Source organism: Streptomyces sp. NPDC002092 (genome assembly GCF_053593775.1).
The window spans coordinates 179,838-203,945 of record NZ_JBSFDG010000013.1; the positions used below are offsets into that span (position 1 = coordinate 179,838).

23 protein-coding genes are annotated in these 24,108 nt (G+C 70.4%); 10 read left to right on the top strand and 13 right to left on the bottom strand.

The annotated features are described in order from the left end of the window. Window positions 1–79 precede the first annotated feature (79 nt). The 4 genes from ACWCRD_RS29020 (at window position 80) to ACWCRD_RS29035 (ending at window position 5,427) form a co-directional block, all read left to right on the top strand. A complete protein-coding gene (locus ACWCRD_RS29020; RefSeq protein ID WP_450968707.1) occupies window positions 80–2,362 on the top strand; it encodes a glycosyl hydrolase family 95 catalytic domain-containing protein in 2,283 nt (760 codons plus the stop codon). A 33-nt stretch (window positions 2,363–2,395) separates the two neighbouring features. Beyond that, window positions 2,396–3,241, top strand: coding sequence for a helix-turn-helix domain-containing protein (locus ACWCRD_RS29025; protein ID WP_450968708.1), 846 nt, complete (start codon window positions 2,396–2,398; stop codon window positions 3,239–3,241). Between the two features lie 72 nt (window positions 3,242–3,313). After that, window positions 3,314–3,742, top strand: a complete 429-nt coding sequence (locus tag ACWCRD_RS29030) for a VOC family protein (protein ID WP_450968709.1) — start codon at window positions 3,314–3,316, stop codon at window positions 3,740–3,742. Window positions 3,743–3,870: 128 nt separating this feature from the next. After that, entirely contained in the window at window positions 3,871–5,427 is a 1,557-nt protein-coding gene (locus ACWCRD_RS29035; RefSeq protein WP_450968710.1) for a metallophosphoesterase, read from the top strand. A gap of 18 nt (window positions 5,428–5,445) precedes the next feature. Here the strand turns inward: ACWCRD_RS29035 and ACWCRD_RS29040 are convergent, their stop codons facing one another. From ACWCRD_RS29040 to ACWCRD_RS29065, 6 genes are all read right to left on the bottom strand, one after another. Next, window positions 5,446–6,042: a hypothetical protein gene (locus ACWCRD_RS29040; protein WP_450968711.1), complete on the bottom strand. Its 597-nt coding sequence runs from the start codon at window positions 6,040–6,042 to the stop codon at window positions 5,446–5,448. A 5-nt stretch (window positions 6,043–6,047) separates the two neighbouring features. Beyond that, entirely contained in the window at window positions 6,048–6,908 is an 861-nt protein-coding gene (locus ACWCRD_RS29045; protein ID WP_450968712.1) for a carbohydrate ABC transporter permease, read from the bottom strand. Further along, window positions 6,905–7,849 carry a carbohydrate ABC transporter permease gene (locus ACWCRD_RS29050; protein WP_450968713.1) on the bottom strand — a complete coding sequence of 315 codons (945 nt, stop codon included), beginning with the start codon at window positions 7,847–7,849 and terminating at the stop codon, window positions 6,905–6,907. The genes ACWCRD_RS29045 and ACWCRD_RS29050 overlap by 4 nt, the downstream gene beginning before the upstream one ends. Beyond that, the gene (locus tag ACWCRD_RS29055; RefSeq protein ID WP_450968714.1) at window positions 7,846–9,129 is read right to left on the bottom strand and encodes an ABC transporter substrate-binding protein; all 1,284 of its coding nucleotides are present in this window, start codon (window positions 9,127–9,129) and stop codon (window positions 7,846–7,848) included. The genes ACWCRD_RS29050 and ACWCRD_RS29055 overlap by 4 nt, the downstream gene beginning before the upstream one ends. A 49-nt stretch (window positions 9,130–9,178) precedes the next feature. Further along, a complete protein-coding gene (locus ACWCRD_RS29060) occupies window positions 9,179–10,117 on the bottom strand; it encodes a DUF6807 domain-containing protein (protein WP_450968715.1) in 939 nt (312 codons plus the stop codon). A gap of 323 nt (window positions 10,118–10,440) precedes the next feature. Continuing rightward, window positions 10,441–11,286: an NAD(P)H-binding protein gene (locus ACWCRD_RS29065; protein ID WP_450968716.1), complete on the bottom strand. Its 846-nt coding sequence runs from the start codon at window positions 11,284–11,286 to the stop codon at window positions 10,441–10,443. A 148-nt stretch (window positions 11,287–11,434) separates the two neighbouring features. Between ACWCRD_RS29065 and ACWCRD_RS29070 the strand changes: the two genes are divergently transcribed. After that, window positions 11,435–11,824, top strand: coding sequence for a winged helix-turn-helix transcriptional regulator (locus ACWCRD_RS29070; protein WP_450968717.1), 390 nt, complete (start codon window positions 11,435–11,437; stop codon window positions 11,822–11,824). A gap of 25 nt (window positions 11,825–11,849) precedes the next feature. Here ACWCRD_RS29070 and ACWCRD_RS29075 read toward each other — a convergent pair whose 3' ends face one another. After that, the gene (locus ACWCRD_RS29075; RefSeq protein WP_450968718.1) at window positions 11,850–12,290 is read right to left on the bottom strand and encodes a helix-turn-helix domain-containing protein; all 441 of its coding nucleotides are present in this window, start codon (window positions 12,288–12,290) and stop codon (window positions 11,850–11,852) included. A 74-nt stretch (window positions 12,291–12,364) separates the two neighbouring features. On the opposite strand from ACWCRD_RS29075, the gene ACWCRD_RS29080 reads away from it, so the two are divergent. From ACWCRD_RS29080 to ACWCRD_RS29090, 3 genes are all read left to right on the top strand, one after another. Beyond that, window positions 12,365–13,228 carry a class I SAM-dependent methyltransferase gene (locus ACWCRD_RS29080; RefSeq protein WP_450968719.1) on the top strand — a complete coding sequence of 288 codons (864 nt, stop codon included), beginning with the start codon at window positions 12,365–12,367 and terminating at the stop codon, window positions 13,226–13,228. A 112-nt stretch (window positions 13,229–13,340) separates the two neighbouring features. Beyond that, window positions 13,341–14,051 (top strand): ThuA domain-containing protein, encoded by a 711-nt coding sequence (locus tag ACWCRD_RS29085; RefSeq protein WP_450968720.1) that lies wholly within the window; start codon window positions 13,341–13,343, stop codon window positions 14,049–14,051. Further along, on the top strand, window positions 14,021–15,148 hold the full coding sequence (locus ACWCRD_RS29090) for a Gfo/Idh/MocA family protein (RefSeq protein WP_450968721.1): 1,128 nt from the start codon (window positions 14,021–14,023) through the stop codon (window positions 15,146–15,148). The genes ACWCRD_RS29085 and ACWCRD_RS29090 overlap by 31 nt, the downstream gene beginning before the upstream one ends. A 19-nt stretch (window positions 15,149–15,167) precedes the next feature. Here the strand turns inward: ACWCRD_RS29090 and ACWCRD_RS29095 are convergent, their stop codons facing one another. Together ACWCRD_RS29095 and ACWCRD_RS29100 are read right to left on the bottom strand one after the other, a co-directional pair. Beyond that, window positions 15,168–16,328 carry a PP2C family protein-serine/threonine phosphatase gene (locus tag ACWCRD_RS29095; protein WP_450968722.1) on the bottom strand — a complete coding sequence of 387 codons (1,161 nt, stop codon included), beginning with the start codon at window positions 16,326–16,328 and terminating at the stop codon, window positions 15,168–15,170. 113 nt (window positions 16,329–16,441) lie between these two features. Then, on the bottom strand, window positions 16,442–17,200 hold the full coding sequence (locus ACWCRD_RS29100; RefSeq protein ID WP_450968723.1) for an IclR family transcriptional regulator: 759 nt from the start codon (window positions 17,198–17,200) through the stop codon (window positions 16,442–16,444). A 253-nt stretch (window positions 17,201–17,453) separates the two neighbouring features. On the opposite strand from ACWCRD_RS29100, the gene ACWCRD_RS29105 reads away from it, so the two are divergent. Next, the gene (locus tag ACWCRD_RS29105; RefSeq protein WP_450968724.1) at window positions 17,454–17,738 is read left to right on the top strand and encodes a hypothetical protein; all 285 of its coding nucleotides are present in this window, start codon (window positions 17,454–17,456) and stop codon (window positions 17,736–17,738) included. Between the two features lie 413 nt (window positions 17,739–18,151). On the opposite strand, the gene ACWCRD_RS29110 is transcribed toward ACWCRD_RS29105, so the two are convergent. The 4 genes from ACWCRD_RS29110 to ACWCRD_RS29125 form a co-directional block, all read right to left on the bottom strand. Beyond that, window positions 18,152–18,415: a hypothetical protein gene (locus ACWCRD_RS29110; protein WP_450968725.1), complete on the bottom strand. Its 264-nt coding sequence runs from the start codon at window positions 18,413–18,415 to the stop codon at window positions 18,152–18,154. Window positions 18,416–18,622: 207 nt separating this feature from the next. Then, a complete protein-coding gene (locus ACWCRD_RS29115; RefSeq protein ID WP_450968726.1) occupies window positions 18,623–20,557 on the bottom strand; it encodes a collagenase in 1,935 nt (644 codons plus the stop codon). Window positions 20,558–20,720: 163 nt separating this feature from the next. Next, window positions 20,721–21,680, bottom strand: a complete 960-nt coding sequence (locus ACWCRD_RS29120; protein ID WP_450968727.1) for a LysR family transcriptional regulator — start codon at window positions 21,678–21,680, stop codon at window positions 20,721–20,723. Between the two features lie 360 nt (window positions 21,681–22,040). Beyond that, window positions 22,041–23,519: a glutamate--cysteine ligase gene (locus ACWCRD_RS29125; RefSeq protein WP_450968728.1), complete on the bottom strand. Its 1,479-nt coding sequence runs from the start codon at window positions 23,517–23,519 to the stop codon at window positions 22,041–22,043. 171 nt (window positions 23,520–23,690) lie between these two features. Here ACWCRD_RS29125 and ACWCRD_RS29130 point away from each other — a divergent pair, with 171 nt between their 5' ends. Further along, the gene (locus ACWCRD_RS29130) at window positions 23,691–24,056 is read left to right on the top strand and encodes a cupin domain-containing protein (RefSeq protein WP_450968729.1); all 366 of its coding nucleotides are present in this window, start codon (window positions 23,691–23,693) and stop codon (window positions 24,054–24,056) included. Window positions 24,057–24,108: the final 52 nt, after the last annotated feature.

Consider the following 24,108-nt stretch of genomic DNA (forward strand, 5'->3'; position numbering starts at 1 on the left):
TCCTACGCTCCTCCGAAAAATAGATCCGATGAATCGAACCGTCAGGAACCGTCCGTTCGCATCGTGGAGGCACCCCGCCATGACCTCTAGACGAACCGTGCTCGGCTCAGCGCTCGGCGCCACGACGGCCGCCGCCTTACCCGGCGTTGCCGCTGCCGCCACCGCTCCCCCGGAGGCCTCCGCGCCCGACGGCCGCTGGCAGCTCCGCAACCGGATGGACTCCGACGGCGCGTGGGCCGGCTTCCTGCGGGGGCAGGATCTGGTGTGGCGCCGGCTGCCCGCGCTTTGGTACGAGGGCCCGTTCCTCGGCGACGGGCGCCTGGGCAGCATGGTGTACCGGGAGCCGGACGCGAACAGCATCCGCTTCACCGTGCAGCACGGCGAAGTGCAGGACCACCGGCCGGAGTTCGGCAGCGGCTGGGGCACCGCGCGGCTGCCCGTGGGGCACCTGACCCTCGACCCGGCCGGCACCATCACCTCCGTCGACTGGCGACTGAGCCTGTGGAACGCCGAGCTCACCGGCACGGTCACCACGGACAAGGGCTCCCTGACGCTCTCCGCGCTCATCCACGACGGGATCCTCGCCGCCCGCGTGACGGCGGACGGCGAGGAGCAGGTCCGCTGGACCTTCCACCCCGAGGAGGCCGTCAGCCCCCGCAAGATCCAGGAGGCGCCGCCCGCGGGGTACGTCGCCAACCCGCCCTGGACCACCCAGACCACCGGCGATGTCGAACAGGTGCTGCAGCCGCTCGTCGGCGGCGGCCAGACCGCGACGGCCCACCGCCGCTTCGGCGACACCCTCCTGCTCAGCGTGGCCCACAGCCACCCCTCCGACACCCGGGCCGCGGAGGTCTCGCTCAGGAAGATCCAGCGCGCCGGCTCCTACGGCAAGCTCCGCTCCCAGCACACCCGTTGGTGGCACGCGTTCTACCGCAAGAGCTTCGTCTCGATCCCCGACCAGCGGCTGCAGAGCTTCCACTGGATCCAGCTGTACAAGGTCGCGTCGGCAAGCCGCGCGGGCGGCCCCGTGATGGCCACCTCCGGGCCGTGGCTGGAACCGACGCCGTGGCCCGCCGTGTGGTGGAACCTCAACGTCCAGCTCGAGTACTGGCTCATCCACGGCTCCAACCACCTCGAACTCGACTCGCTGGTCAGCACGTTGAGGCAGAGCCAGGAGCAGCTGGTCGCAAATGTCCCCTCCGCCTACCGCCCGGACAGTGCCGGCATCGGCCGCAGCTCCGACATGTTCGCCGACCGCGGCGTCGGCATGCCCGGCACCGGCGCCGAGGTGGGCGACCTGACCTGGGCACTGCACAACGCGTGGCTGAGCTACCGGCACACCATGGACGAGGCCCTGCTGCGCGACACCATCCACCCGCTGCTGCGCCGCACGATCAACTACTACTGGCACTTCCTCCAGCCCGGCGACGACGGCAGGCTCCACCTGCCCTCGACGCTCTCGCCCGAGTACCCGGTGGTCCCCCCGCGGGACACCAACTACGACCTTGCGCTGATCCGTTGGGGCTGCACCACGCTCCTGGAGGCGACCGCACAACTCGGGATCGACGACCCGCTCAAGCAGCGCTGGCAGGAGATACTGGCCAGACTGACGCCGTATCCGGTCGACGAGAACGGCTTCATGATCGGCGCGGAGACGCCGTACGCCCAGTCCCACCGCCACTACTCGCATCTGCTGATGGTCTATCCGCTCTACCTCGTCAACTGGGACCAGCCGGAGCAGCGGGAGCTGATCGAGAAGACGGTCGTGCGCTGGCACGCCCTGACCGGCGCGCACCGCGGCTACAGCTACACGGGCGCCGCGTCGATGTACGCGATGATGGGCCGCGGTGACACGGCACTGACGTATCTGAAGAAGTTCTTCGACCCCACCACCCGCTATCCGTGCCGGGCCAACACCCACTACACCGAGGCCGGTCCGGTCATCGAGACACCGCTGTCGGCGTCGCAGTCCTTGCACGACATGCTGTGCCAGAGCTGGGGCGGTGTCGTACGGGTCTTCCCCGCCGTCCCGTCCTCCTGGCCGGAGGTCACCCTGCACGACTTCCGCACCCAGGGTGCCTTCCTGGTCAGCGCCGTGCGCACCAAGGGGGTCACCCGCTTCGTGCGCGTGCGCAGCCTGGCGGGCGAGCCGCTCCGACTGCGCCACGGGCTGGCTGACGGCCGGCTGACCGCCGTTCTCGACGACGGCCGCCCGGCGCACACCCGCACCACCTCCGACGGCACCCTCGCCGTCGACCTCCCCAAGGGCCGTGAGGTCCTGCTGTACACCGGCAACCGGCCCGATCTCGTCATCGCCCCGGTGGCGGTGAGCGAGCCCGGCACGGCGTGGGGGCTTCCGTAGCGCCGTCCGCGCCCGGCGCAGGACAATGACCGCATGGGTGAGCTGGTGGACGAGGCGGTGCGGGCGGTGCCCGCGCCGCCGCTGCGCGGACTGGTGGGCTGGTACTCCGGCTACCGTCAGCGCGGCATCCCGCACGGCCGGCACCGGGGGCTGCCCTCGCCGTGGCTGACCCTGATCATCACCCTGGACGAGCCGCTCAGCATGGCCGCCCATCCCGACCCGGGCGCCGCCCCCGGCGACTACCCCACCCTGCTGGGCGGTCTGCACCTGACGCCCGCCCTGATCGACATCCCCGGGCGGCAGTCCGGCATCCAGGTCGCGATCAGCCCACTCGGCGCCCGCGTCCTGCTGGGGCTGCCCGCGGGGGAACTGGCCGGGACCGACGTCCACGCCGACGACGTGCTGGGCGCGGGCGTGCACGAGGTGCACGACCAGGTGCGCGAGGCACCCGACTGGGCCGCCCGGTTCGCCGTCGTCGACGACTGGCTGCTGCACCGCATGTCCGGAGGCGACGGTGCGGAAACGATCGCCCCGGTGGCGGAGGCCTGGCAGCGGCTGCTGTGCGCCGGCGGTCGCCTGCGCATCGACAAGCTGGCCGCCGACACCGGCTTCAGTGAGCGTCATCTGCGCAACCGCTTCCGCGCCGACATCGGCCTCACCCCCAAGGCTGCCGCCCGGGTCATCCGCTTCGACCTGGCACGACGCCGTCTGGCCGCCCGCCCTGGCCCGCCGGACCTCGCGGGCCTGGCCGCCGACTGCGGCTATGCGGACCAGTCCCACCTCGACCGCGAGTTCGCCGCCCTGGCCTCCTGCACACCCAGCGCCTGGCTGGCGCAGGAGTTCCGAAACATCCAATCCGGGCACCATCCACCCGCGTGACCCTGGTGAGAGCGGCCGGGCACCCCCGGCAGGCTCCCGCTCCCGGCTCCCGCGAAACGGAGGCGCATCACCATGACGACCAGTACGCCCGACACCAGCAAGCAGCCGCCCGCCCCACAGGTCTGGCCCACCCTGCGCGCCCACGACGCCCGCGCGCTGATCCGCTTCCTTGTCGAGGCCTTCGGCTTCGAGGAGACCGTGGTCTACGCAGAGGGCGACCTGGTCCAGCACGCCCAGCTCAGCTGGCCCGAGGGAGGCGGCATCATGCTGGGCTCCGTACGCGAGGAGAAGGAGCCCGGCAGCGGCCCGACACCGCCCGGCGCCTTCAGCGCTTACGTCGTCACCGCCGACCCGGACGCCGTCCACGCCCGCGCCAAGGCCGCCGGCGCCGAGATCACCACCGATCTGCATGTCACCGATTACGGCTCCCGCGACTTCGCCGCCCGTGACCCCGAAGGCAACCGATGGTACTTCGGTACATATCGGGGCGAACCGTGCTGATCATCATGAGGTGAGCATTCTCACCCGGACCGGTCACAGTGGGGCCGACCTGGGATTTGTCGCCCTACGGCCGCCGTCCCGGCATCCATGTCACTGCCGCCGTTCACCGCGGATGGGCACACTGGGGCATGCGCTGCTGCCTGTCCGCTCCCCTCGCCGCTCTCTCGGCCCTGCCGGACCCCTGTCAGATCCTGCGTTCCGGCGCCCTGCTCACCCCCGCCCTGCTGCGGACCGCCGCCGATGCCCTGCGCGGCCCCGCGGGCAGGAGCAGGCACAGCCACCGCGACGGGCTGGCCGCCGTCCATCTGGAACTGGTCACGCTGACCGAGGACCGCGCCGTCATCACCTGGTACACCGGGGTACCCGGCACCGACGACGGCTTCGGGCACATGCTCCCCGCGGTCACCGAGGGCGAGGTCGTCTACGGCACCCACCCCGGCCGCCTCACCCGCGTCGCGGCGGAGGACGGTCCGATGGCACACCACTATGTGGAGCTCACCGACCTGGAGCCCGGGCAGACGTACTACTACCAGGCCCGCTCACGGGGCGTATCCGCGACGCCGACGCCGCTGCATCTCGTTCGCGGCAACGCCGTCGGCACCAACCGCCACGGGCTGGGCTCGGCCGGAGGCCCGTATTCCTTCACCACGCCGCAGCCGCCGCCGGGGCGGCATCTGCTGTCGATCGCGCTCTGCAACGACCTGCACCTGGGTGAGACCACCGCCGGCCTGGTGACCGGCATGCCCCTGATGCGCGGGATCAGGCAGGAACACGGCCGCGCGCCGTATCCCGAGATCATGAGCCGGGCCGTCGTCGAGGAGGCCCGTCGGCGCGGGGCTGACGTGCTGCTGGCCGCCGGGGACATCTCGGCCGGCGGGGCGGCCGAGGACCTGGCCGAGGCCAAGCAGATCCTGGACGGTTTCGGCGCCCACGGTCAGGACTACTTCGTCGTACGCGGCAACCACGACCGGCCCGGGCACGGCAACTGCCGGTCCTGTGACGGCGGTTGCGGGGACTCCTTCCGGGACGGGTTCCTCAACGGCGACGGGCCCGCGTACTTCGCGCGCGACCTCGGCGGACTGCGGATCGTCGGACTCGACACCTACGAGAAGGACGGCAACGGCGCCGACGCGGGCGGCCTCGGCGCCGAGCAACTGGCCTGGTTCCGGGACCGGTTGAGGGAGAACGGGGACCAGCCCACGGTGGTGTTCGGGCATCATCCGCTGGCCGTGCGGGACTCCGTCTTCCCGGTGACCGGCGGGCAGCGCCTCGGCCGCCGGCAGGCCCGCTCCATACTCGACGCCTACGCGAGCGCACCCGGCGTCTTCCTCCATCACGCGGGCCACACCCACCGCAACAAACGCACCGTGCTGCCGCAGGCCCCGCATGTCACGATGCAGGAGGTCAGCGCGGTCAAGGACTATCCCGGCGGCTTCTGTCTGCTGCGGATCCACTCGGGCGGGTACGCCGTCAACCACTACAAGGCGAGCAGCGCCGCGGCCCGCGAATGGACCGAGCGCAGCCGCCGGGTGGCTGCGGGACTGTGGCCGCACCACGCCCTCGGCCGCTCGGTCACCGACCGCAACAGCATGGCCGCCCGCGATCTGTCCGGCATCACCCGCCCGACACCGGCGATCCCCGCCCAGCGCCGGCCCGAGGCGTACGCGGCACGTCCACAGCAGTGACCGCCGGCGCAGGCCGGATCAGGAACGGGCGGCGGCCCACCGCACATCAACGGCGGTGAGCGCCAGCGCCAGCGGCCCCGGCGCCAGCAACGCCAGAGGCACCAGCACCCAGGCACACACGGCGGCCGTCGCCACCGCGAGGAGCACCAGGCCGCTGCCGCCCAGGTCCCGTACCGCGTCCCGGGCGGCCTCGCGCAGGGCGGCCGGCCAGTCGTCCAGGGACTCGGGGCGGGCGCAGGCCCTGAGGGCGACCACGGTGGCGCAGGCACCGATCGCGGCGGCGGTCACCGCGAACAGCGGTGCTCCCGGCAGTCCCGCCCCCGCCAGCGCCAGGTCCGCGGCGAACAGCAGCGCAACCGCCAGGGCGACGGCACCCACGACGAGGTCGCCCGCCCGCAGGCGCCGCCGCAGCAGCGCGAAATAGCGGCCGGCGGTTACCGGCCGGTCCTCCCGCGCGCCCCGCAGGACCGCGCAGGCCGTCGACAGCGCTGCCGGGGCGGTCAGCAGCGGCAGACAGGCCGCTGCCGTGGCGAGGCCGACGCTCAGCATGTCGGCGAACAGGGTCATGCGAGGCCCGAAGATCTCGCCCCGCTCGCGCGTTCGCGCATCGCTCATCCCGCTCACCCCTTCAGTCCGGAGCTGGCCATGCCCTCCACCAGGAACCGCTGGAAGGCGAGGAAGAACAGCACGATCGGCAGCAGCGCGATCACCGACATCGCGAACATCGGCCCGAACGCCGACTGGCTGGAGGCGTCCACGAACGAGCGCAGCGCAAGCGTGAGCGTGAACTTGTCCGGGTCGAAGAGGTAGATCAGCTGGGTGAAGAAGTCGTTCCACGTCCAGATGAACGTGAAGATCGCCGTGGTGATCAGCGCGGGGCGCGTCAGCGGCAGGATCACCTGGAAGAAGCTGCGGAACGGCCCGCAGCCGTCGATGCGCGCCGCCTCCTCCAGTTCCCTCGGCAGTCCGCGCATGAACTGCACGATCAGGAAGACGAAGAACGCCTCGGTGGCGAGGAACTTCGGCAGGATCAGCGGCCAGTACGTGTTCACCATGCCGAGCTTGTTGAAGATGATGTACTGCGGGATCAGCACCGCATGGTGCGGCAGCATGATCGTGGCGATCATGAAGGCGAACATGGGGCCGCGGAAGCGGAAGCGCAGCCGGGCGAAGGCATAGGCCGCAAGGGAGCAGCTGACGACGTTGCCGACGACCGCGCCGCCCGCGATCAGCAGCGAGTTGCCGAGCAGCCGCCAGATGGACACGCCGTTCACGCCGTCCAGGGCGGTCTTGTAGTTCGACCACTCCAGGTGGCTGGGCAGGAGGTTGAGGCTCGCGATGACCTCGTCGGCCGGTTTCAGGGAGGTGGCGAGCAGCCAGGCCAGCGGGTAGAGCATGACGAGCAGGGCGGCCAGACAGCCGAGGTGCAGGGCGATGCGGCTCCAGCGAACTGGCCTTCGTGCTACGGCGGTTGTGGTCATCGCTCCCCCTCGGAGGCGTAGAAGACCCAGGAGCGCGAGGTGCGGAACAGCACCGCGGTGACGGCGCCGATGACGAGCAGCAGCACCCAGGCCATGGCGGAGGCGTAGCCCATGTGGGAGGCGACGAAGCCGCGGTCGTAGAGGTAGAGGGTGTAGAAGAGGGTGGAGTCGGCGGGGCCGCCCTTGCCGCCGCTGACCGCGAAGGCGGGGGTGAACACCTGGAACGCCTGGATGGTCTGCAGCACCAGGTTGAAGAAGAGCACCGGGGACAGCATCGGCACGGTGATCGAAAGGAACTGCCGCCACCTGCCCGCCCCGTCCACGGCCGCCGCCTCGTACAGCTCGGCCGGTATCTGCTGCAGCCCCGCCAAAAAGATGACCATCGGCGCACCGAACTGCCACACCGTCAGCAACGCCACGGCGAGCAGCGCCCAGCCGGGTTTGTTGACCCAGCCGCCGGTGCCCAGCAGGTTGTCCACGGTGCCGCCGTCGTTGAAGACCGCGCGCCAGACGAGGGCGATGGACATGGACGCGCCGAGCAGCGAGGGGGCGTAGAAGGCGGAGCGGTAGAAGCCCTTGCCGCGCTTCATGGTCTTGAGGGCGAGCGCGACCACGAGGGCGAGCGCCAGTTGCAGGGGCACCGCGATCACGACGTACGTCAGGGTCGTCACGACCGACCGCCAGTACCGGGGGTCCTCGGTGAACATCTGCGTGTAGTTGCGCAGGCCCACCCAGTGCGGCGGGTTGAACAGGTCGTAGTCGGTGAAGGAGAGATACAGCGACACGGCCATCGGCAGCAGCGTGAGGACACTCGCGCCGAGCACCCACGGGGACAGGAACACCCAGGCGGCGCCCTCGCGTTCGCGTTTGGGGCGGCGCCCGGCGGGGGGCGCGGGCCGGGGTGGGCGTGCGGTGGGTGCGGGAATGTCGGTGGTGGTCATGACCTCAGCTCCGCCTTCGCCTCGGTGACATAGTTCTCGGCCGCCTGGCGCGGCGACATGCGCTCGTACGACACCTGGTCGTAGTCGCGCTGGAAGGTGGTCTGCAGGGCGTTGTCACCGGAGGGCGGTGCCTGCGGCGGGTCCTTGAGGGAGCCCTCCAGCAAGGACTGGAAGTCGGCGACCGTCTTGTCGAAGTCCTTGAGCTGGGAGGCCGTCTGCTTGCGGATGGTCTCGTTGACGGGGATGCCGCGGGTCGCGCCGAGGATCTTCGCCGCCCGCTGATCGTTGAGGAGGAAGTCGATCAGCGCGGCGGCCTCCTTGCGGTGGCCGGTGTGGGCTCCTATGCCGAGGAACATGGACGGCTTGAAGTACTGTCCGGGCGTGCCGTCCTCGCCGGACGGCATCGGCGCGAGCGCGACGCCGCCCTTGACAAGTGCGAGGTAACCGCTGGACGGGGCGTCCCAGTTGAAGTCGGCGGTGGCCTTGCCGCGGCCGAGCGGGGTGTTCTCGACGGAGCCGTCGAGCTGGGTGGTCTGTTCGGCCGGGGAGACGGCGCCCTCCCGGCGCAGCCCGTCGGTGAAGGACCACCAGCGGGCGAGGTCGCCGGCGGTGAAGCCGAGGCTGCCGGCCTTGGTGTAGAGGGCCTTGCCCTGGCCGCGCAGCCACACCTCGAAGGCGTCCTCGCTCTGGCCCGGGTCGGTGGCACCTGGCCTGCCGGTCTTCCTGGCCAACTCCCGCACGGTGTCGGCCCATTGGCGCCAGGTCCAGCCCTTGCGCGGGAGGGGCACCCCGGACGCCTTCCATGCCTTGACGTCGTAGACGACGGTCTCGGTGCCGCGGCCCTGCGGAATGGCGTACTGGGTGCTGTTCACCCGGCCGGTGGCCAGCAGGCCCGGGTCGATCTCGGCGGTGCGCAGGACGTCCTTGACCTTCCCGAGGTCGAGCAGGACATGGCCGGAGGCGTACTGGTCGATCTGGCGGTAGTCGAGCTGCATCACATCGGGGGCGTCGCCTCCTGTGGCCTGGATGGCGAGCTTCTGCTTGTAGGCGTCGTAGCCGGAGAACGACGTCTGCACCCGCACGTTCGGATGCTGTTTCTCGAACAGGGCGACGGCCTGTTCGGTGCGTGCAGCGCGGTCGGGGTTGCCCCACCAGGTGTAGCGCAGCACGACCTTGCCGCCGCCGGCCGATTCCCCGGATCCCCCGCAGCCGGCCAGCACCGCACTGAGCACGAGTGCGACGGCCGCTGCGCAGAACCCCTTTGTCCTGTGTCCGGGCATGCCGAGGTCACCTCATTCCTCACAACTGCTTGCTCTCAGGGCCGGTCGGTCACCACGCCAGACCTGCCAGGTGGCCGGCCACGCGGTCGCGGTCCCAGGCGCCGTCGGCGATGACAAGCCGATAGCGGTAGGCGAAGGACTCGCCGGGCGGCAGCTCGAACTCCTCGAAGAACGCCCAGGAGAACGCGACGGTGGGGATCGGTTCGGAGCGCACGAACCAGTGCGAGTCGTGGATCGCCGACTGCCCGTCGAGGTTCTCGGGCGCGTGGGCGAAGACGAGCGTGGAGTGCGCGTCGACGTCGTCGTGCTCGGTGGTGAAGGCCAGCCAGGGGCCCTGGGTGCCCATCAGCTTGCCCGCGTCCGTGCCGGCTCCTCCGTCGAGGTCTGGTCCGAAGGCGGTGCCGCCGGTGAAGTCGCGGGGGCCGCGCCACTGCAGGCCGGTGTAGCCGGCCATCTCACGGCCCTCTGTGGTGGGCGAGCCGAAGGCCAGTGGCTCGTCGCGGAGGTTGGTGAGGTGGATCGACCAGTCCAGGGCCCAGGCTCCGGCCTCCTGGTCGACCGAGTGGACGGTGAGCCCGCGCTCCTCGCGGGCCCACTCGGCGCCGCCGTTCTCCACCCAGGTGAGGGCCTCGGTGAAGGCGAGCCGGTCGTCCTCGACCGTGAACGCGGGGAAGCCGTCGTGCCTCATGGAGCCGATGCGGTCGGGCAGCGGTAGATAACCCCTGCCGTGGACATAGCAGTTGCCGCCCCAGAAGTTCTGCCCGGACAGATGACTGGCCGTCATCTGCAGGCCCTTGTGCCAGCGGTGGTCGCTGGGGCGGTAGCCGGTCACGGTGCGTCCGGCGAGGGTGCGCACCGGATGCGCGTAGGGCTTGCGCGCCTCGAAGGCATCGGGGTCGGGACGGTAGACGTAGCGGAGGATCTCGGTGCCGTCCGGCGCCGCGACGGCGATGTAGTCGCCGTACGCGTGACTGACGCGAATGCTCATGCGCACTCCTCTGGGGCGCAGTGTGGGGGTGGTCGCCATGCCTGGCCTGGTTGCAGAAAGCGCTTGCGCCCGCGAGATGACCTTAGGTGCGAGGGAATGTCAGGACAACCCCCGTGCAGCGATGGGCGTCCGCACGGGCACACGGCCCGAGGCGATCGAACCCCTCACGCCTCCACCCCGCTCGGGATTGGCGTGGACCTCCCTTCGATCCCCCGCTAAGCCCTGCCGCGCATGAAGCGAGAGCGCTCTCAACGTTCTGCGTGAGCGGGCTTCGCCGGGATCAACCGGCGGGGCCCGCACAGACCTTGGGCCGGTGCGAGGATCTATCGGAACGCGGCAATGTGGCTCCGCACCCACTCGGCGAACGTCCGGGGCGCGCGGCCGAGGACCTGCTCGACGTCGGGGCTGATGCGCTGCTCGGCTGGTGTGGGCTTGCCGAGGATGTCGAGCGTCGTGTCGGCCACCGGCTCGGGCAGGAACTGCAGCATCTGTGCGCGGGCCTCGGCTCGGGTCTGCTCGATGAAGCGCACCGGTTCGCCGAGGGCGTCGCCGATCGCCTCGGCCTGCCGGCGGGGCGTGGTGAGGGCGGGTCCGGTCAGCTCGTAGGTCTGTCCGGTGTGGCGGTCCTCGCGCAGGGCCGCGGCGGCGACCTCGGCGATGTCGTCCGGGTCGATCGTGGGCAGGCCGATGTCGGCGAACGGCGCGGCGATCGCTCGTCGGGTGCGCACGGACTCGGCCCAGGCGTAGGTGTTGGAGTTGAAGCCGCCCGGCCGCAGGATCGTCCAGCCCAGGCCCGACTGCCGGACGGCGTCCTCGATGGCGCGTGCGACACCCCCGTGCGAGGCCGATTCCGGCCGGGTCACGACCCCTTGGGAGGAGAGCAGCACGACTCGTTCGATCCCGGCGGTCTTGGCGACGTCGAGGATGTCCCGCGGGCTGAGCAGGTGCGCGCTGGGGCCGCCGTTCTGCAGGAACAGCGCCTCGGCGCCGTCGAACACCGGACGGAGGCTCTCCGGATCGGTCAGGTCCGCCTGTCGGTGCCGGACGCCGTGCGGCGCGTCCGCGACCGATACGGCCCGGGATGTCGCGGTCACCTGCGCACCGCCGGCTGCGAGGGCCTGCACGAGCGATCGGCCGACGTTGCCAGTCGCCCCCGTCACTACGATCACGGTCAACTCCCCTGTTCATTCGGTGTGTTGTCGATGCCCTGAGTGGGCGTGGACGCCGCGGAGTGCTGGTCCCCGGCCGCCTTCAGGACGCTAACACCGCCGATATAGTAGGTACCTAGGGGAAAGTGGCTATCCCGGAGGGATGCGCATGGCGGTCAGGGGCATGCAGGCGGCAACTGCCGGGACGGATCCGGAAGTTGCCTGTCCGATCGGTCCGGTCGTGGACATCGTGTTCAGCCGGTGGACCACACCGATCCTGTGGAGCCTGCACACGCACGGCCGGCAGCGGTTCGTCGAGCTGGAGCGGCGCATCGCGAGGATCACGCCGAAGGTCCTGACCCAGCGGCTGAGGCAGCTGGAACGCGACGGTCTCGTCGTGCGCACGTACCACCCGGAGGTCCCGCCCCGGGTCGAGTACGAGATCAGTGAACTCGGCCGCAGCCTCGCCCCGCTCTTCGCGCATCTCGCCGAATGGTCCGCCGACAACCTCGAAAAGGTCGAGCGGTCCCGGCAGGAGTACGACGCCGATTCTGCTTGAGGGACTGGTGGTCCCACAGGATCCGTCAGCGCTCCCGCGGTGAGCGCGGTGCCCGCTTCCTCGGTGCGGCGGCAGCGCCCGAGGCGGTCGCCTTGAGGAGGCGGCGGAAGGTGGGGCACTCCATATGGCTCGGGGCGGGGCAGGCTGCGGCGTGCCGCAAGGAGTCGCGTAGGACGCCCAGTTCGCGGATCGTGCGGTCCAGCTCCTCCGCCTTGGCCGCAAGCACCTGGCGGTCGATGCGCGGCCGTCCGTCCGACGCGAACATGCGCGCGATCTCGTCGAGCGAGAACCCGGCGGTGCGCCCCATCGCGATCAGCGCCAGGCGCTCCAGTACGGCGGGGTCGTACTGACGGCGCAGACCCCGCCGGCCACTCGCGGCGATCAGCCCCTTTTCCTCGTAGAACCGCAGGGTGGAGGCGGGAACTCCGGCGCGCTGCACCACCTCGGCGATGTCCAGCTCCGTCATGCTCTTTACCTCAAGTCGACTTGAAGTGGCACGGTGTCATCTCGACCGGACCAAGGCAAGCGGAGGAGGCGTTCATGAACGTCAGGCGCGGAAGCAATGACGATCAGGCGGCCCGTTGGAAGGGGCCCGGCGGCAATGCCTGGGTCGAGCTGCAGGCGGTGCTGGACGGGATGTTCAAGCCCTTCGAAGACCTGCTCGTCGATGCCGTGGCCGCCGGACACGCGAGCCGTGTGCTCGATGTCGGCTGCGGCACCGGGGGCGTCACGCTGGCCGCCGCGCGCCGGCTCGGTGCGGCGGGCCGCAGCGTGGGCGTCGACATCTCCGAACCGGTGATCGCCGCCGCCCGGGCGCGTGCCGAACGCGAGGGCACACCGGCGTCCTTCGTCCTCGCCGACGCCCAGGACCACGCCTTCGAGCCCGCCACCTTCGACGCCGTCATCTCACGCTTCGGCGTCATGTTCTTCAACGACTCCGTGCGGGCGTTCGCGAACCTCCGGCGTGCCGCGACGGACGAGGCCCCGCTGCGGTTCATCGCCTGGCGCGGCCCTGCGGAGAACCCGTTCATGACGACGGCCGAACGCGCGGCGGCACCGCTGCTGCCCGACCTGCCCGTCCGCCGCCCGGAAGAGCCGGGTCAGTTCGCCTTCGCGGACCCGGACCGGGTCCGCCGCATCCTGGCGGAGAGCGGCTGGAGCGGGATCGACATCCGGCCGATCGACGTGTCCTGCGCCCTGCCCGAGAGCGAGTTGGTCCACTACCTCACCCGGCTCGGCCCGGTCGGTCTGGCTCTTCGCGAGGTCGACGAGCCGACCCGCGCACAGGTCATCAACACGGCCCGCGCCGCGTTCGACCCCTTCGTGCAGGGCACGGAGGTCCGCTTCACCGCCGCCTGCTGGCTGGTCGAAGCCCGCGCGTCGGCCACCTCGGCCACCCGCTGACCCGGGTCGAGGGCTCCACAGCCGCGAAACTTTCGCGTATCCGGCAGCCCGTTGCCGGGCGCGGGTGACTGACGCATAGTGAGGACTCCGTACGACGGGGTGAAGGAACAGGATGCAGCCGAAGAGAGCCCTGGTGGTCCGAGGCGGATGGGAGGGGCACCGGCCGGTCCAGGCCACCGAGTTGTTCCTGCCCTTCCTCGAGAGCAGCGGTTTCACCGTCCGGGTCGAGGAGTCGACCGACGTCTACGCCGATACCGCCGAGATGGCCCGCACCGACCTGGTGGTGCAGTGCATCTCGATGTCGGAGATCAGCGCCGAGCAGGTGTCGGGACTGAGCGCGGCGGTCACGGCCGGCACCGGCTTCACCGGCTGGCACGGCGGTGTCGCCGACTCGTTCCGCGGCTGCTCCGACTATCTGCAGCTGGTCGGAGGCCAGTTCGCGTGCCACCCCGGCAAGGAGCCGTGCGAGCGTCGGGGCGAGGCGGAGGACAACTTCCTGCCGCACACCATCGACATCACCGAACTGGGCCGTAAGCATCCGGTCACCGAGGGGCTCGACGACTTCGAGCTGTGCACCGAGCAGTACTGGGTGCTCCACGACGACCTGATCGACGTCCTGGCCACCACCACGCACCCCGCCCGCGCCTGGCAGCCCTGGCAGCGGCCCGTCACCTCACCGGCGATCTGGACCCGGCAATGGGGAGCCGGGCGGATCGTGGTGACGACACCGGGGCACAGCCTGGACGTACTGGAGAACCCGAACGTCCGCACCGTCATCGAGAGGGGCATGCTGTGGGCGACGCGCACCGCATCGGCGTCGTAGGTCTCGGCGTCATCTCCCGCGCGTATCTGGTCACGCTCCGCGGCCATCCCGCCGTACGCGTCACCGCGGTCGCCGACCTGGACTCCGCGCGGTCGGCCGCGGTCGCCGCCGAGCTGCCCGACGCCCGGGCGCTGACCGTCGAGCAGTTGCTGAGCAGCCCGGACGTGGACACGGTGCTGAATCTGACCGTCCCCGCCGCCCACGCCGAGATAGCCCTGGGCGCCATCGCCCACGGGAAGAACGTCTACGGGGAGAAGCCACTGGCCGCCACCCTCGCCGACGCCCAGGCCGTCCTGGAAGCCGCCGAGAAGGCCCGGGTCGGCGTGGGATGCGCGCCGGACACCGTCCTCGGCACCGGAGTACAGACGGCGCGGGCGGCCCTGGAGGCGGGAAGCATCGGGCGCCCACAGTTCGCCTCGGCCGTCATGGTCACCCCGGGACACGAACGCTGGCATCCCCACCCCGACTTCTACTACACCGCCGGTGGCGGCCCCCTGCTCGACATGGGGCCGTACTACCTCGCGTCCCTGGTTCATCTGCTGGGTCCGGTGCGTGCGGTGATCGGGGCGGCCGGCCGACTGCGCACCGAGCGCGTGATCGGTTCCGGTCCGCGCGCGGGCGAACGGATTCCGGTCGAGGTGGACAGTCATGTCTCCGGTGTGCTCGAGCACGCGGGCGGTGCTCTCACCACGATCACGACGAGCTTCGACGGCGTCGCCACCACGGCCGCCCCGATAGAGGTCCACGGCGAGACCGGCACGCTCACGGTGCCGGACCCCAACCACTTCGACGGCGAGGTACGGCTCTTCGAACTCGGCGGCACCCAGTGGCGCACACTCCCGCCCTCAGCCGGTTACGTCGACGGCGCACGCGGCCTCGGGCTGCTCGACTTCCTCACCGCCGACGGACGGCGGGCGCATCGCGCGAGCGGCGCTCTCGCCCTGCACGTGCTGGAGACGATGACCGCCCTGCTCCGCTCGTCGGCCGAGGGACGCCGTATCGAGCTGACGACCTCGGCACCGCCACCGGCCCTGGTTCCGCTCACGGCCGCCGAGACATGGCGGGAACCGGCCGCCGACCGAACCGCCGCACGGTGAAACCGACGGCACCTTCCGGTCACGCGGCCTCGGAGGCCAGGTCCCTGCCGCCGGGCTCCGCGTCGGCGACGAGCTCGGCGAGGGCCGGCTTACGGATCAGAAGCAGCGCCGCGTCATCGTGGAGACGGCCGCCGACATGTGCCAGCAGTTCGTCGTGGAGCGCGCCGAGGGTGTGCGCCGGGTCGTCGGACACATGGCGCGCCAGCCCCTCGTCGAGCGGATAGAACGCCCGGCCCCGGTCGCGGGCCTCGGTGACGCCGTCGGTGTAGAGCAGCAGCTGGTCCCTTTCGGCGAAGGGCAGCACCTGGAGGCGAGGGGTGTGATCGGTGAGCGCGCGCAGCCCGAGAGGCGGGGCCGGGTGCGTGGACTCCACCGACGTGACGCTGCCGTCCCCGCGCACCAGCAGCGGGGGCGCGTGTCCGCAGTTCACCACTTCCAGCTGCCCGGCCCTCGGGTATCCGGCGACCACGGCGGTGACGAAGTCGTCGCTGCCGAGGTTGCGGGCGAGGCTCCGCTCGATCCTGTCGACGACGGCCAGGAGATCTGGCTCGTCGTAGGCGGCCTCCCGGAAGATCCCGAGCACCAGCGCGGCGGTTCCCACGGCCGGCAGCCCCTTGCCCCGCACATCGCCGACGATCAGCCGTACGCCGTACGGGGTGGGGATCAGCGCGTAGAGATCGCCGCCGATCCGGGCCTCGGCCGCGGCGGCGCTGTAGCGGACGGCCACCTGGAAGGGGCCGACGGTCGCCGGGACGGGCGTGAGCAGCGCATGCTGGGCGGTCTCCGCGACCGAACGGACGGCTGCGAGCACGCGTTCGCGGCGCCCGCGCAGCGCGCTGGCCAGTCCGCTCGCCAGGGTGACGGCCGCCAGAGCGGACAGTACGGCCGCCAGCTCGCTGCCCGGGACACCGTTGCGGGTGCCGAGCGAGCCGCCCAGCGCCGCGGCGAGGAGGCCGACGCACAGGACACCGCGCGGGCCGTTGGTGGTGGCGGCCAGGGCGGGACCGGCCGCGAGCATCGGCAGCCAGGTGATCCCGGCTCCGCCGGCCAGGTCGGCGAGCACGATCACGGAGACGATCAGCACGGGCAGGACGGGTGCCCCCGCGGCCAGCCGCGCGACGGCGCGTCTGAGCGACCGTATGGGCCAGTGTCCGCCGCCATGGTCTCGGGCCTGACTCATCTTGTGTCTGCAGTCCTCATCTGTGTGGGGCCGTCGGTCCTGGAGCCCGCCACTGAAATGTCTGTTTCATCCAGGAAACGGGGTGGGCCCCGGCCGTCACAAGCAGAGGTTTTTCAGATAGTGAGCGACAGACTCCTCGTCACACGGTCCGCCGTGGGGAGCAGCCGCGCCCGGATCGCCGGCAGCCGGGAGAGCCGGTCCACCGGCATCGAGACACCGAGCGAGCCGAGGGTGTCACCGCTGTAGACGGGGACGGCGACGCAGACCGTGCCCAGGGTGTACTCCTCCAGGTCCGTGACCGCCGGGGCCACGGGTGAGGCATCCAGCCTCCGGAGCAGCTCCGGCCGGCTGGTGATCGTCCGCGGGGTGAGGTCGGCCAGGTGGTGCCGGGACAGGTAGTCCTTGCGGGCCTCGTCGTCCAGTTCCCGCAGCACCGACTTGCCCAGCGCGGTGGCGTGCCCGGCGTCCTCGAACCCGACCCACAGGTCGACGCGGGGTGCCCGGGCGCTGTCGACGATCTCGGCGACGCGGATCTCGCCGTCCTCGTAGAAGGTGAGGTAGGCGGCGGTGGCGAACTCGTCCCGCAGTGCGGCGAGCGTGGGGCGGACCCGGCTGAGCAGTGCCTGCCCACGGCCCGTGGTCCGCAGCGTCTGCAGTCTGTCGCCGAGCACGAAAGCGCCGTCGCCCAGCTTCCGCAGGTATCCGTCGTGGACCAGCGTCCGCAGCAGGTGATAGGCGGTGGCCAGGGGCAGCCCCGTCTCCCGTGCCAGCTGTTTCGCGGGCGCGCCGTTCTCGTGCGCGCTCGCCGCCTCCAGCAGCCGCAAGGCCCGCTGGACGGAAGTGATCAGCGTGGGGCCGTCGTGCTCACCCATGTGACCAGCGTGCGTCAGCCGCACAGGGCGCGCAACAACTCGCCCGGCAGTCGGCCAAGTTGGCGGGCCTCAATATCTGCTTACGCCGTGGTTCACTCACAAGGATTATTTCCGGGCCATCGACCAGGGTAGTGAGTCATTTTCCGAATTCGGCGCGCCGCCTGATGTTCCGGGGATATTTCTTATTAACCTCCACAACTGCACGAAGTCGATCTATCGCAGGTCGCATCCACTTCACTCCACCGGAGATGACATGCACCAGCTTCGCAAGGCTGCCGTCCTGGTCGCCGCCGTCAGCGTCGGACTCCTGGGTGCCGGCACCGCTCAGGCCCACGACGACGGCGGGAAGGGCGGCGGCAACACCGTCCTGCAGAGCACCACCTGCAGGTCACACGACCTGAACCTGGACATCCTCGGCCAGGTCGGACTGCTCAACGGCCTGCTGGGCGGCGCCCTGAACGGCGAGGGCAACGAGGGCGCGCAGTCGACCTCGCTGGGCTCGTCCATGGGCTGCAACAACAGCGTCGGCGGCAAGTAACAGAAAAGCTCACACCGGTGCCCCGGCCGCAAGCCGGGGCACCGGTGTTTTCGCATGCCCGGAAAAGCCGGCCGTCCGCCGGGATCCCAGAAAGCCGAAAGGGCCGGATCGGGAACCCACCCCGGTCCGGCATTCATGAATACAGGTGATTGATTTCCATCCCCTTGTTGGAGGTCTTTCCATCACGGGTCCCCGGGTGACGGAACATGTGCTTGTCCCCGAACACGATCGAGGCCCGGGCGCGGTCGCCGTCGACCGGCGTGCGCCAAGGCCTTGGAGGGGGCGGAAAACGGCAAAAGCCCGGGCGCGCACCCCTGATGGGTCTTAGCGCGTCCGGGCTGCCTTTGCTGCTCTGACGTATCTGGGCCGACCGGGGCGCGGGCTACGGAGCCGCTCGCCCCCTTGGCGCCTGGCTACTTGTCGCTCGCATCCTTGGAAGCCGGGGCGACGAACGCATCGATGAACCGATTGAGATCCAACTCCGGCACCGTGTATCTGGGTGCCTGCTCCGGCGTCGCCTTCTTGGAACTCACCGTCGGCGCAAAGTGCCACGGCGGGGTGACTTCGGTGGCTTGCCGCGGCCCGTCGGCGTCGTCGGCGAAGCCGACACCGACACCGAGAACGGACAGCCCCGCCACCGCTACGGCTACGACCGCAGCGCGCTGAAACCTGCGCATGGTTGACCCTTTCTCACCCGGGCGCAAAGCCCTGGATTGACTACTTAGTGTGAGCATATACATGCACTAAGTAGTAATTTGGGATCTTGGGCGCGTCCAATACTCCATTTCGGCCCGCAGCGCATCCGCAGGAGTCCGGCATCACGCCCTTAGTTCGGCGTTCAGCGCGCCGCTCGCGCCCCAGCACTGGCCTCAGCCCCGTCCGGACTACAACACCGACTCGCTGCGCCGTCCGGGGGCGGGCGTGTCGGAGCAGGCGCCGTCGGCGCATGCCGTGAGCCACTGGTCGAAGTCGGCGTCGTAGCGGGTGCCGATGTCGGAGGCGTAGAGGGCGTATCCGCCCGTGTAGTCGCCGACCCGGAAGCGGGCGAGCATGCGCTGGATGTCCGCGGGGTGGTTCTCGAACATGTAGCGGACCGCGAGATACCCCCAGGGGTAGGTGCGGATCACGTCGCTGTTCGCGTAGGTGTTCTGGAACAGCGTGCTCAGCCGGTAGGTGTGCTTGCCCGCCTCGCCGACGGCCTGCTCGTCGGTGATGCCCCGGTAGCCGTAGGAGACGTATTCGGCCAGGCCCTCGATCCACCAGACGTCCGGCACCGACGTCTGCCGGGTGAAGTCGCCCTTCATGTCGTAGCGGGCGTCGAGGAGGTGCGTGTACTCGTGGTTGAGGTTCCAGACGCGGGCCGTGAAGCCGTCGTCGGAGGGCTTCTGGTACATGATCGAGAGGGGCTGGTCGGCGGGGTCGGCCGGGTCTCCGGTCAGCGTGATGCCGCCGTTGTCGGTGCTGACGCCGTAGATCGCCCCGGCGTAGGTCTGGTAGTCCGCGCGGCTGGCGAAGACGACGAGCTGCACCGTCGACAGGTACTGGCCCGGTATGGGGCCGTCGTCCTTGACGAGATCGTGGAAGTACGGGTCCTGGGCGTCGAGGTCGGCGCATACCGCGTCGAGTTCGGCCGAGGTGAGTGCCTGGGCCCGGACGGTGTGGGTCGCGTCGCAGGTGTGGGTGAGGGGCAGGGCGGCGTCGGTGAGCCGGGCGGGCAGGTTGCAGATGTCGTAGTACAAGCAGTCGGGGCGGTCGTAGGAGTCTGCCTGGGTCGCCACCGCGACCCACAGCCCGGCCGTGGGACCGGTGATCTTCGAGGCGTCCAGCAGGTCCTTGGCCAGCGGCTGGACCGTGGCGCGCAGCGCGGTGTGTTCGACGTAACGGGCGACGTTCATCCCGGCGTTGGAGTCCAGGTAGGCGCGGTCGGTGCCGAGCAGGTCCAGGTGCCCCAGCGCGAACCCGTGCAGGGTCCGGGCGATGCCCGGGTCGGCGGTCACCGCGTTGACGTAGGCCGGGTTCCAGTTGCCGCGCCAGAGCGGGGTGTAGACGTCGTTGACGGCGGTGAGCATGCTGGGGAGCACGTCGTAGGAGCTGTCGTAGGCGTTGAGCAGGCGCCGATAGGCCTTCAGGTAGCGGGCCTGCTGGTCGGCGCTGTCGGTGAGGATGACGGCCTCGCCCAGCACGTCTCCGTTCTCCGCGGTCACGTCCCGGGAGTGCCGGTTGGCGAAGAAGGCGTCCAGGCCACGGGTGGCGGCCTGGGCCAGGGGTGCGCCGTAGGGACCGACGTCGGACGGGTGGTTGAACTGGACGTAGTAGCCGGCCCTCAGGAACAGGACGAGTTGCCACACCCCGGAGGTGTTGTCGCCCCGATACCGTTGCGCCTCTCGCCTGAAGGCCTTCGCCACGGTGACCATCTTGGACTGGCGGAAGATGTCGCGGGCGTCGGTGCCGGTCACTGCGAACAGGGTGTTGATGCAATCTGTGGTCGAGGCCTCGACGAAGGTGACGAGCGCTGAACCGGCCCTGTTCGCGAAGTCGGCCGGGGTGCACGAGACCGGCTTCGGTTCGGGTTTCGGTCCGGTCGGCTTCAGCGGGGGCAGTTGGGCCGTGGCGAGCGGGCGGGCCTGTACGGCCGGCTGGTCCGCGGCGGTGGCGGTCGAGCCGGTGGGCGGCGGCACCTTCCGGGCCAGTGCCGCGAGGGCGGCGCCCTGCCGGGCGGGGGGTGCGGCAAGCGCCGGCACCGACAGCATGCCCGCGAGGGTGGTGCAGACGGCGAGGGTGACGGCGGCGCGTCTGGGCAGCGCGAAGAGGTAGCGCATCTCTGGACTCCTCTGCGGAGGGATGCGCCTCGATAAGGGTGTTGAGGCGCGTGAGGCACCATCTCAGCGCCGGATGCCCTCAACAATGGAATGTGACATAGCACTGTGCTCCGGCCGGCCATAACACCCGTCGCCCAATAACACCCGTCCGCCCCGACTCCGGCTACGCCCCGCTTTCCCGCCAAGTGCGTGCGGCCCACGCCCTCAAGTGCGGTGACCGCCCGGCAAGTTCGCGGTATGCGGAGGCGGCGGAGTGGAACAGCTCCTCCACCACGTCCTCAGCAACCGCGTCATGCCGCCAGGCCAGCACATAGCGGCACCACAGCGGCGTACCGATCAGCGGCCTGATCACCACGTCCGGGATCGGCCGCAGCGTCGCCTGCACGACGGAGACCCCGAGGCCGTCGGCGATCATGCTCTGCAACTGCAGCTGGTCACCGAGGAATTCATGTACGGCGACCGGTGAGAATCCGGCCGCCGCGCAGGCCGTGTAGAACACTCCCGGCCAGCCCGCCCCGTCGTCCGGTGTCAGGAACCAGGCGTCCTCGGCCAGATCGGCGAGCGAGACCTGGGCGCGGTGTCCGAGGCGATGGCGGGCGGGCAGCGCCACGAATGTGGGCTCGGTGACGATTCCTCGGTGGGTGACCGTGTCCGCATGCTTCAGTTCCATCCCGGGGTAGTCCGCGGCCACGGCCGCGTCCACCTCGCCGTCCTCCAGGAGTTCGACGATCCGCGAGGAGGCGTACACGCTGCTGACCGCGAGCGTGACGTCCGGCAGCCGGGCCCGGACCCGCGAGACCATGCCGGACAGCACCGGCGAGTTGGTCGCCGCGACACGCAGGGTCCTACGGCTGCTCGTGGCACCGGCGGCCGGACGGCACCCGATCGCGGCGGCACGGGCCAGGACGTCGCGGGCCTGGGTGACGACCTCGACGCCGTACCGTGTCGGCCTGACCCCTGTCGCCCCGCGCTCGAACAGCGGCTGCCCGAAGTGGCGCTCGATCCGCCGGAGTTGGGTGCTCATGGCGGGTTGCGAGTAGCCGAGGTCCGAGGCGGCGCGGCCCACGCTCCCGGCGTCCGCGATCGCACACAGGACGCGCAGATGCCGTAGCTCCAGGTCCATCGGTACGCTCCCCTGCCGCCGTGGACAGGAAGCGTTCCATCACGCCTCCCCGCACACAAGACGCAGGTCAGCCACCCTCCGACAGAGGGGGCCGATCGACCGGCGCGCTATGTCGGTGGCGGCTGCGTTTCAGCGCTCGCACTCTCCTCGCCGGCGCCAGGAGCCGTCAGGGTCTCCTCACGCTGCTTCTTCAGGGCGAGTTCCCTGGCCGTCTTTTCCGAGTGCAGCCTCATCTCTGCCTCTGTCCGAAGATCGAACACCGGTGCCTCCTTTGCCGTACATCGAATGTTTCTTTGCCTTTAGATTACCTTATGGAGGGGGTCGACGTCACGGTCGAATTCGCCTTGTGCAAGGTCGGCGTCAGTCCACGGGCCACGTGTGCGCAGGCGCGTTGAGGTGCATGTAGTCCATGTATGTGGTGGTCATCCGGCGCAGCGCCTCCTGGCGGCCAAAGATGCCGGTCTTCTCCAGGTGGTGGACCGTCTCCGCCTGCCACAGGGCGCCGTTGCGGGCCGTGACGCAGCGCTGCTCGACGATGCCGAGCAGGGGTTCGCGCCAGGTCGCGTCCATGCCGGCCAGTTCGAGGCCCCGGTGGGCGAGCGGCAGCAGGCGCCGCAACACCAGTTCCGTGACCGGGACTTCGCCCACGCCGGGCCAGTACAGGCGGGCGTCGATGCCGTCACGGGCGGCGGCGTGCAGGTTCTCCTCGGCGACCGCGAAGGACATCCGAGTCCACACCGGCCGGTCCTCGTCGACCAGGGCGCGGGTGAGGCCGTAGTAGAGGGCGCCGTTGGCGATGATGTCGGCCACGGTGGGGCCTGCGGGCAGGACTCGGTTCTCGATGCGCAGGTGCGGGCCGCTTTCCGTGACGGCGTACACAGGGCGGTTCCAGCGGTAGATCGTGCCGTTGTGCAGGGTCAGTTCGCCCAGTTGCGGGACGCCGCCGCCGTCGAGCGTCGCCTGCGGGTCCTCCTCGTCGCACAGCGGCAGCAGGGCCGGGAAGTAGCGGACGTTCTCCTCGAAGAGGTCGAAGACGCTGGTGATCCACCGCTCGCCGAACCACACCCGCGGCCGTACGCCCTGGGCCTTGATCTCCTGCGGGCGGGTGTCGGTGGCCTGCTCGAACAGCGGGATGCGCGTCTCTCGCCACAACTCCCGGCCGAACAGGAAGGGCGAGTTGGCGGCCAGGGCGATCTGTACGCCCGCAATCGCCTGGGCCGCGTTCCAGTAGGGCGCGAACTCCTTCGGGGCGACCTGCAGATGGAACTGGGTGCTGGTGCAGGCGGCCTCGGGGGTGATGGCGTCGGCGTACATCGACAGGCGCTCCACGCCGTCCACCCGGATGCGCAGGTCCTCGCCGCGGGCCGCGAAGATCTGCTCGTTGAGCAGCTTGTACCGCGGGTCGCCGGACAGGGCGGACTCGCCCACGTCCGACTCCCCCAGCGTCGGCAGAATCCCGACCATGATCATGTGTGCGCCCACGTCGGAGGCGCGTTCCTCGGCGTGGTTGAGGGCGTCGCGGATGGCCTGCTCCCAGGCGCCGGGGCCGCCGGCCGTCAGCTGCCGGGGCGGGATGTTGATCTCCAGGTTGAAGCGGCCGAGCTCGCTCGACCAGGCGGGGTCGGCGATCGCCTGGAGCACCTCGGTGTTGCGCATCGCCGGCCGTCCGTCGTCGTCCACCAGGTTGAGCTCGATCTCCAGCCCGACCTGGGGGCGCTCGCTCTCGAAGCCCGACTCGCGCAGCATCTGCGCCAGCACGTCGAGACAGAGGTGCATCTTGTCCCGGTAGCGGCGGCGGTCCTCGCGCGTGAACACCAGGGCAGGTACGTCACGTCCCATCGGGCCCTCCCGAGTCCCCTCGGCGGATGCCTCTCGTCCCAGCGTCCCACTTCGAAAGGGCCCGGCACAGTCGGCGACCTGCCGGTCGCGGGTGGTGCCGGACGGTACGACAGAGGGTGAATGGCGCGTCGCCTGTGCTGAACTCGGTCGACACAGTGAGGAGCACCGCCGATGAGCAGACCGCAGTCCGAGTTCCACCGTCCCGAGGCGCCGTGGCTCCGGCCGCCCGGTGCGGCCGACGGCGTGTGGGAGCAGGTGCTGGCCGAGGATCCGCGGACCGGGGACGCCACCGTGCTGCAACGGTACGAGCCGGGCACGGACAGCAGTGCGCAGGGCAGCGTCCGGCACGACTACTTCGAGGAGGTGTACCTCGTCGAGGGCTCGCTGACCGACCTGCGCCTCGGCGAGACGTTCACCGCGGGGATGTACGCGTACCGGCATCCGGGAATGGAGCACGGGCCGTGGACAAGCAGCGAGGGCGTGCTGATGCTCGTCAGGCGAGGGTTTGCAGGAAGGCCCGGCGGCCCTGCGGGCTGAAAAACGTTTCAACCGCCGTCGGGGTAGACTTGCGTCGCCCATGAGGACCACG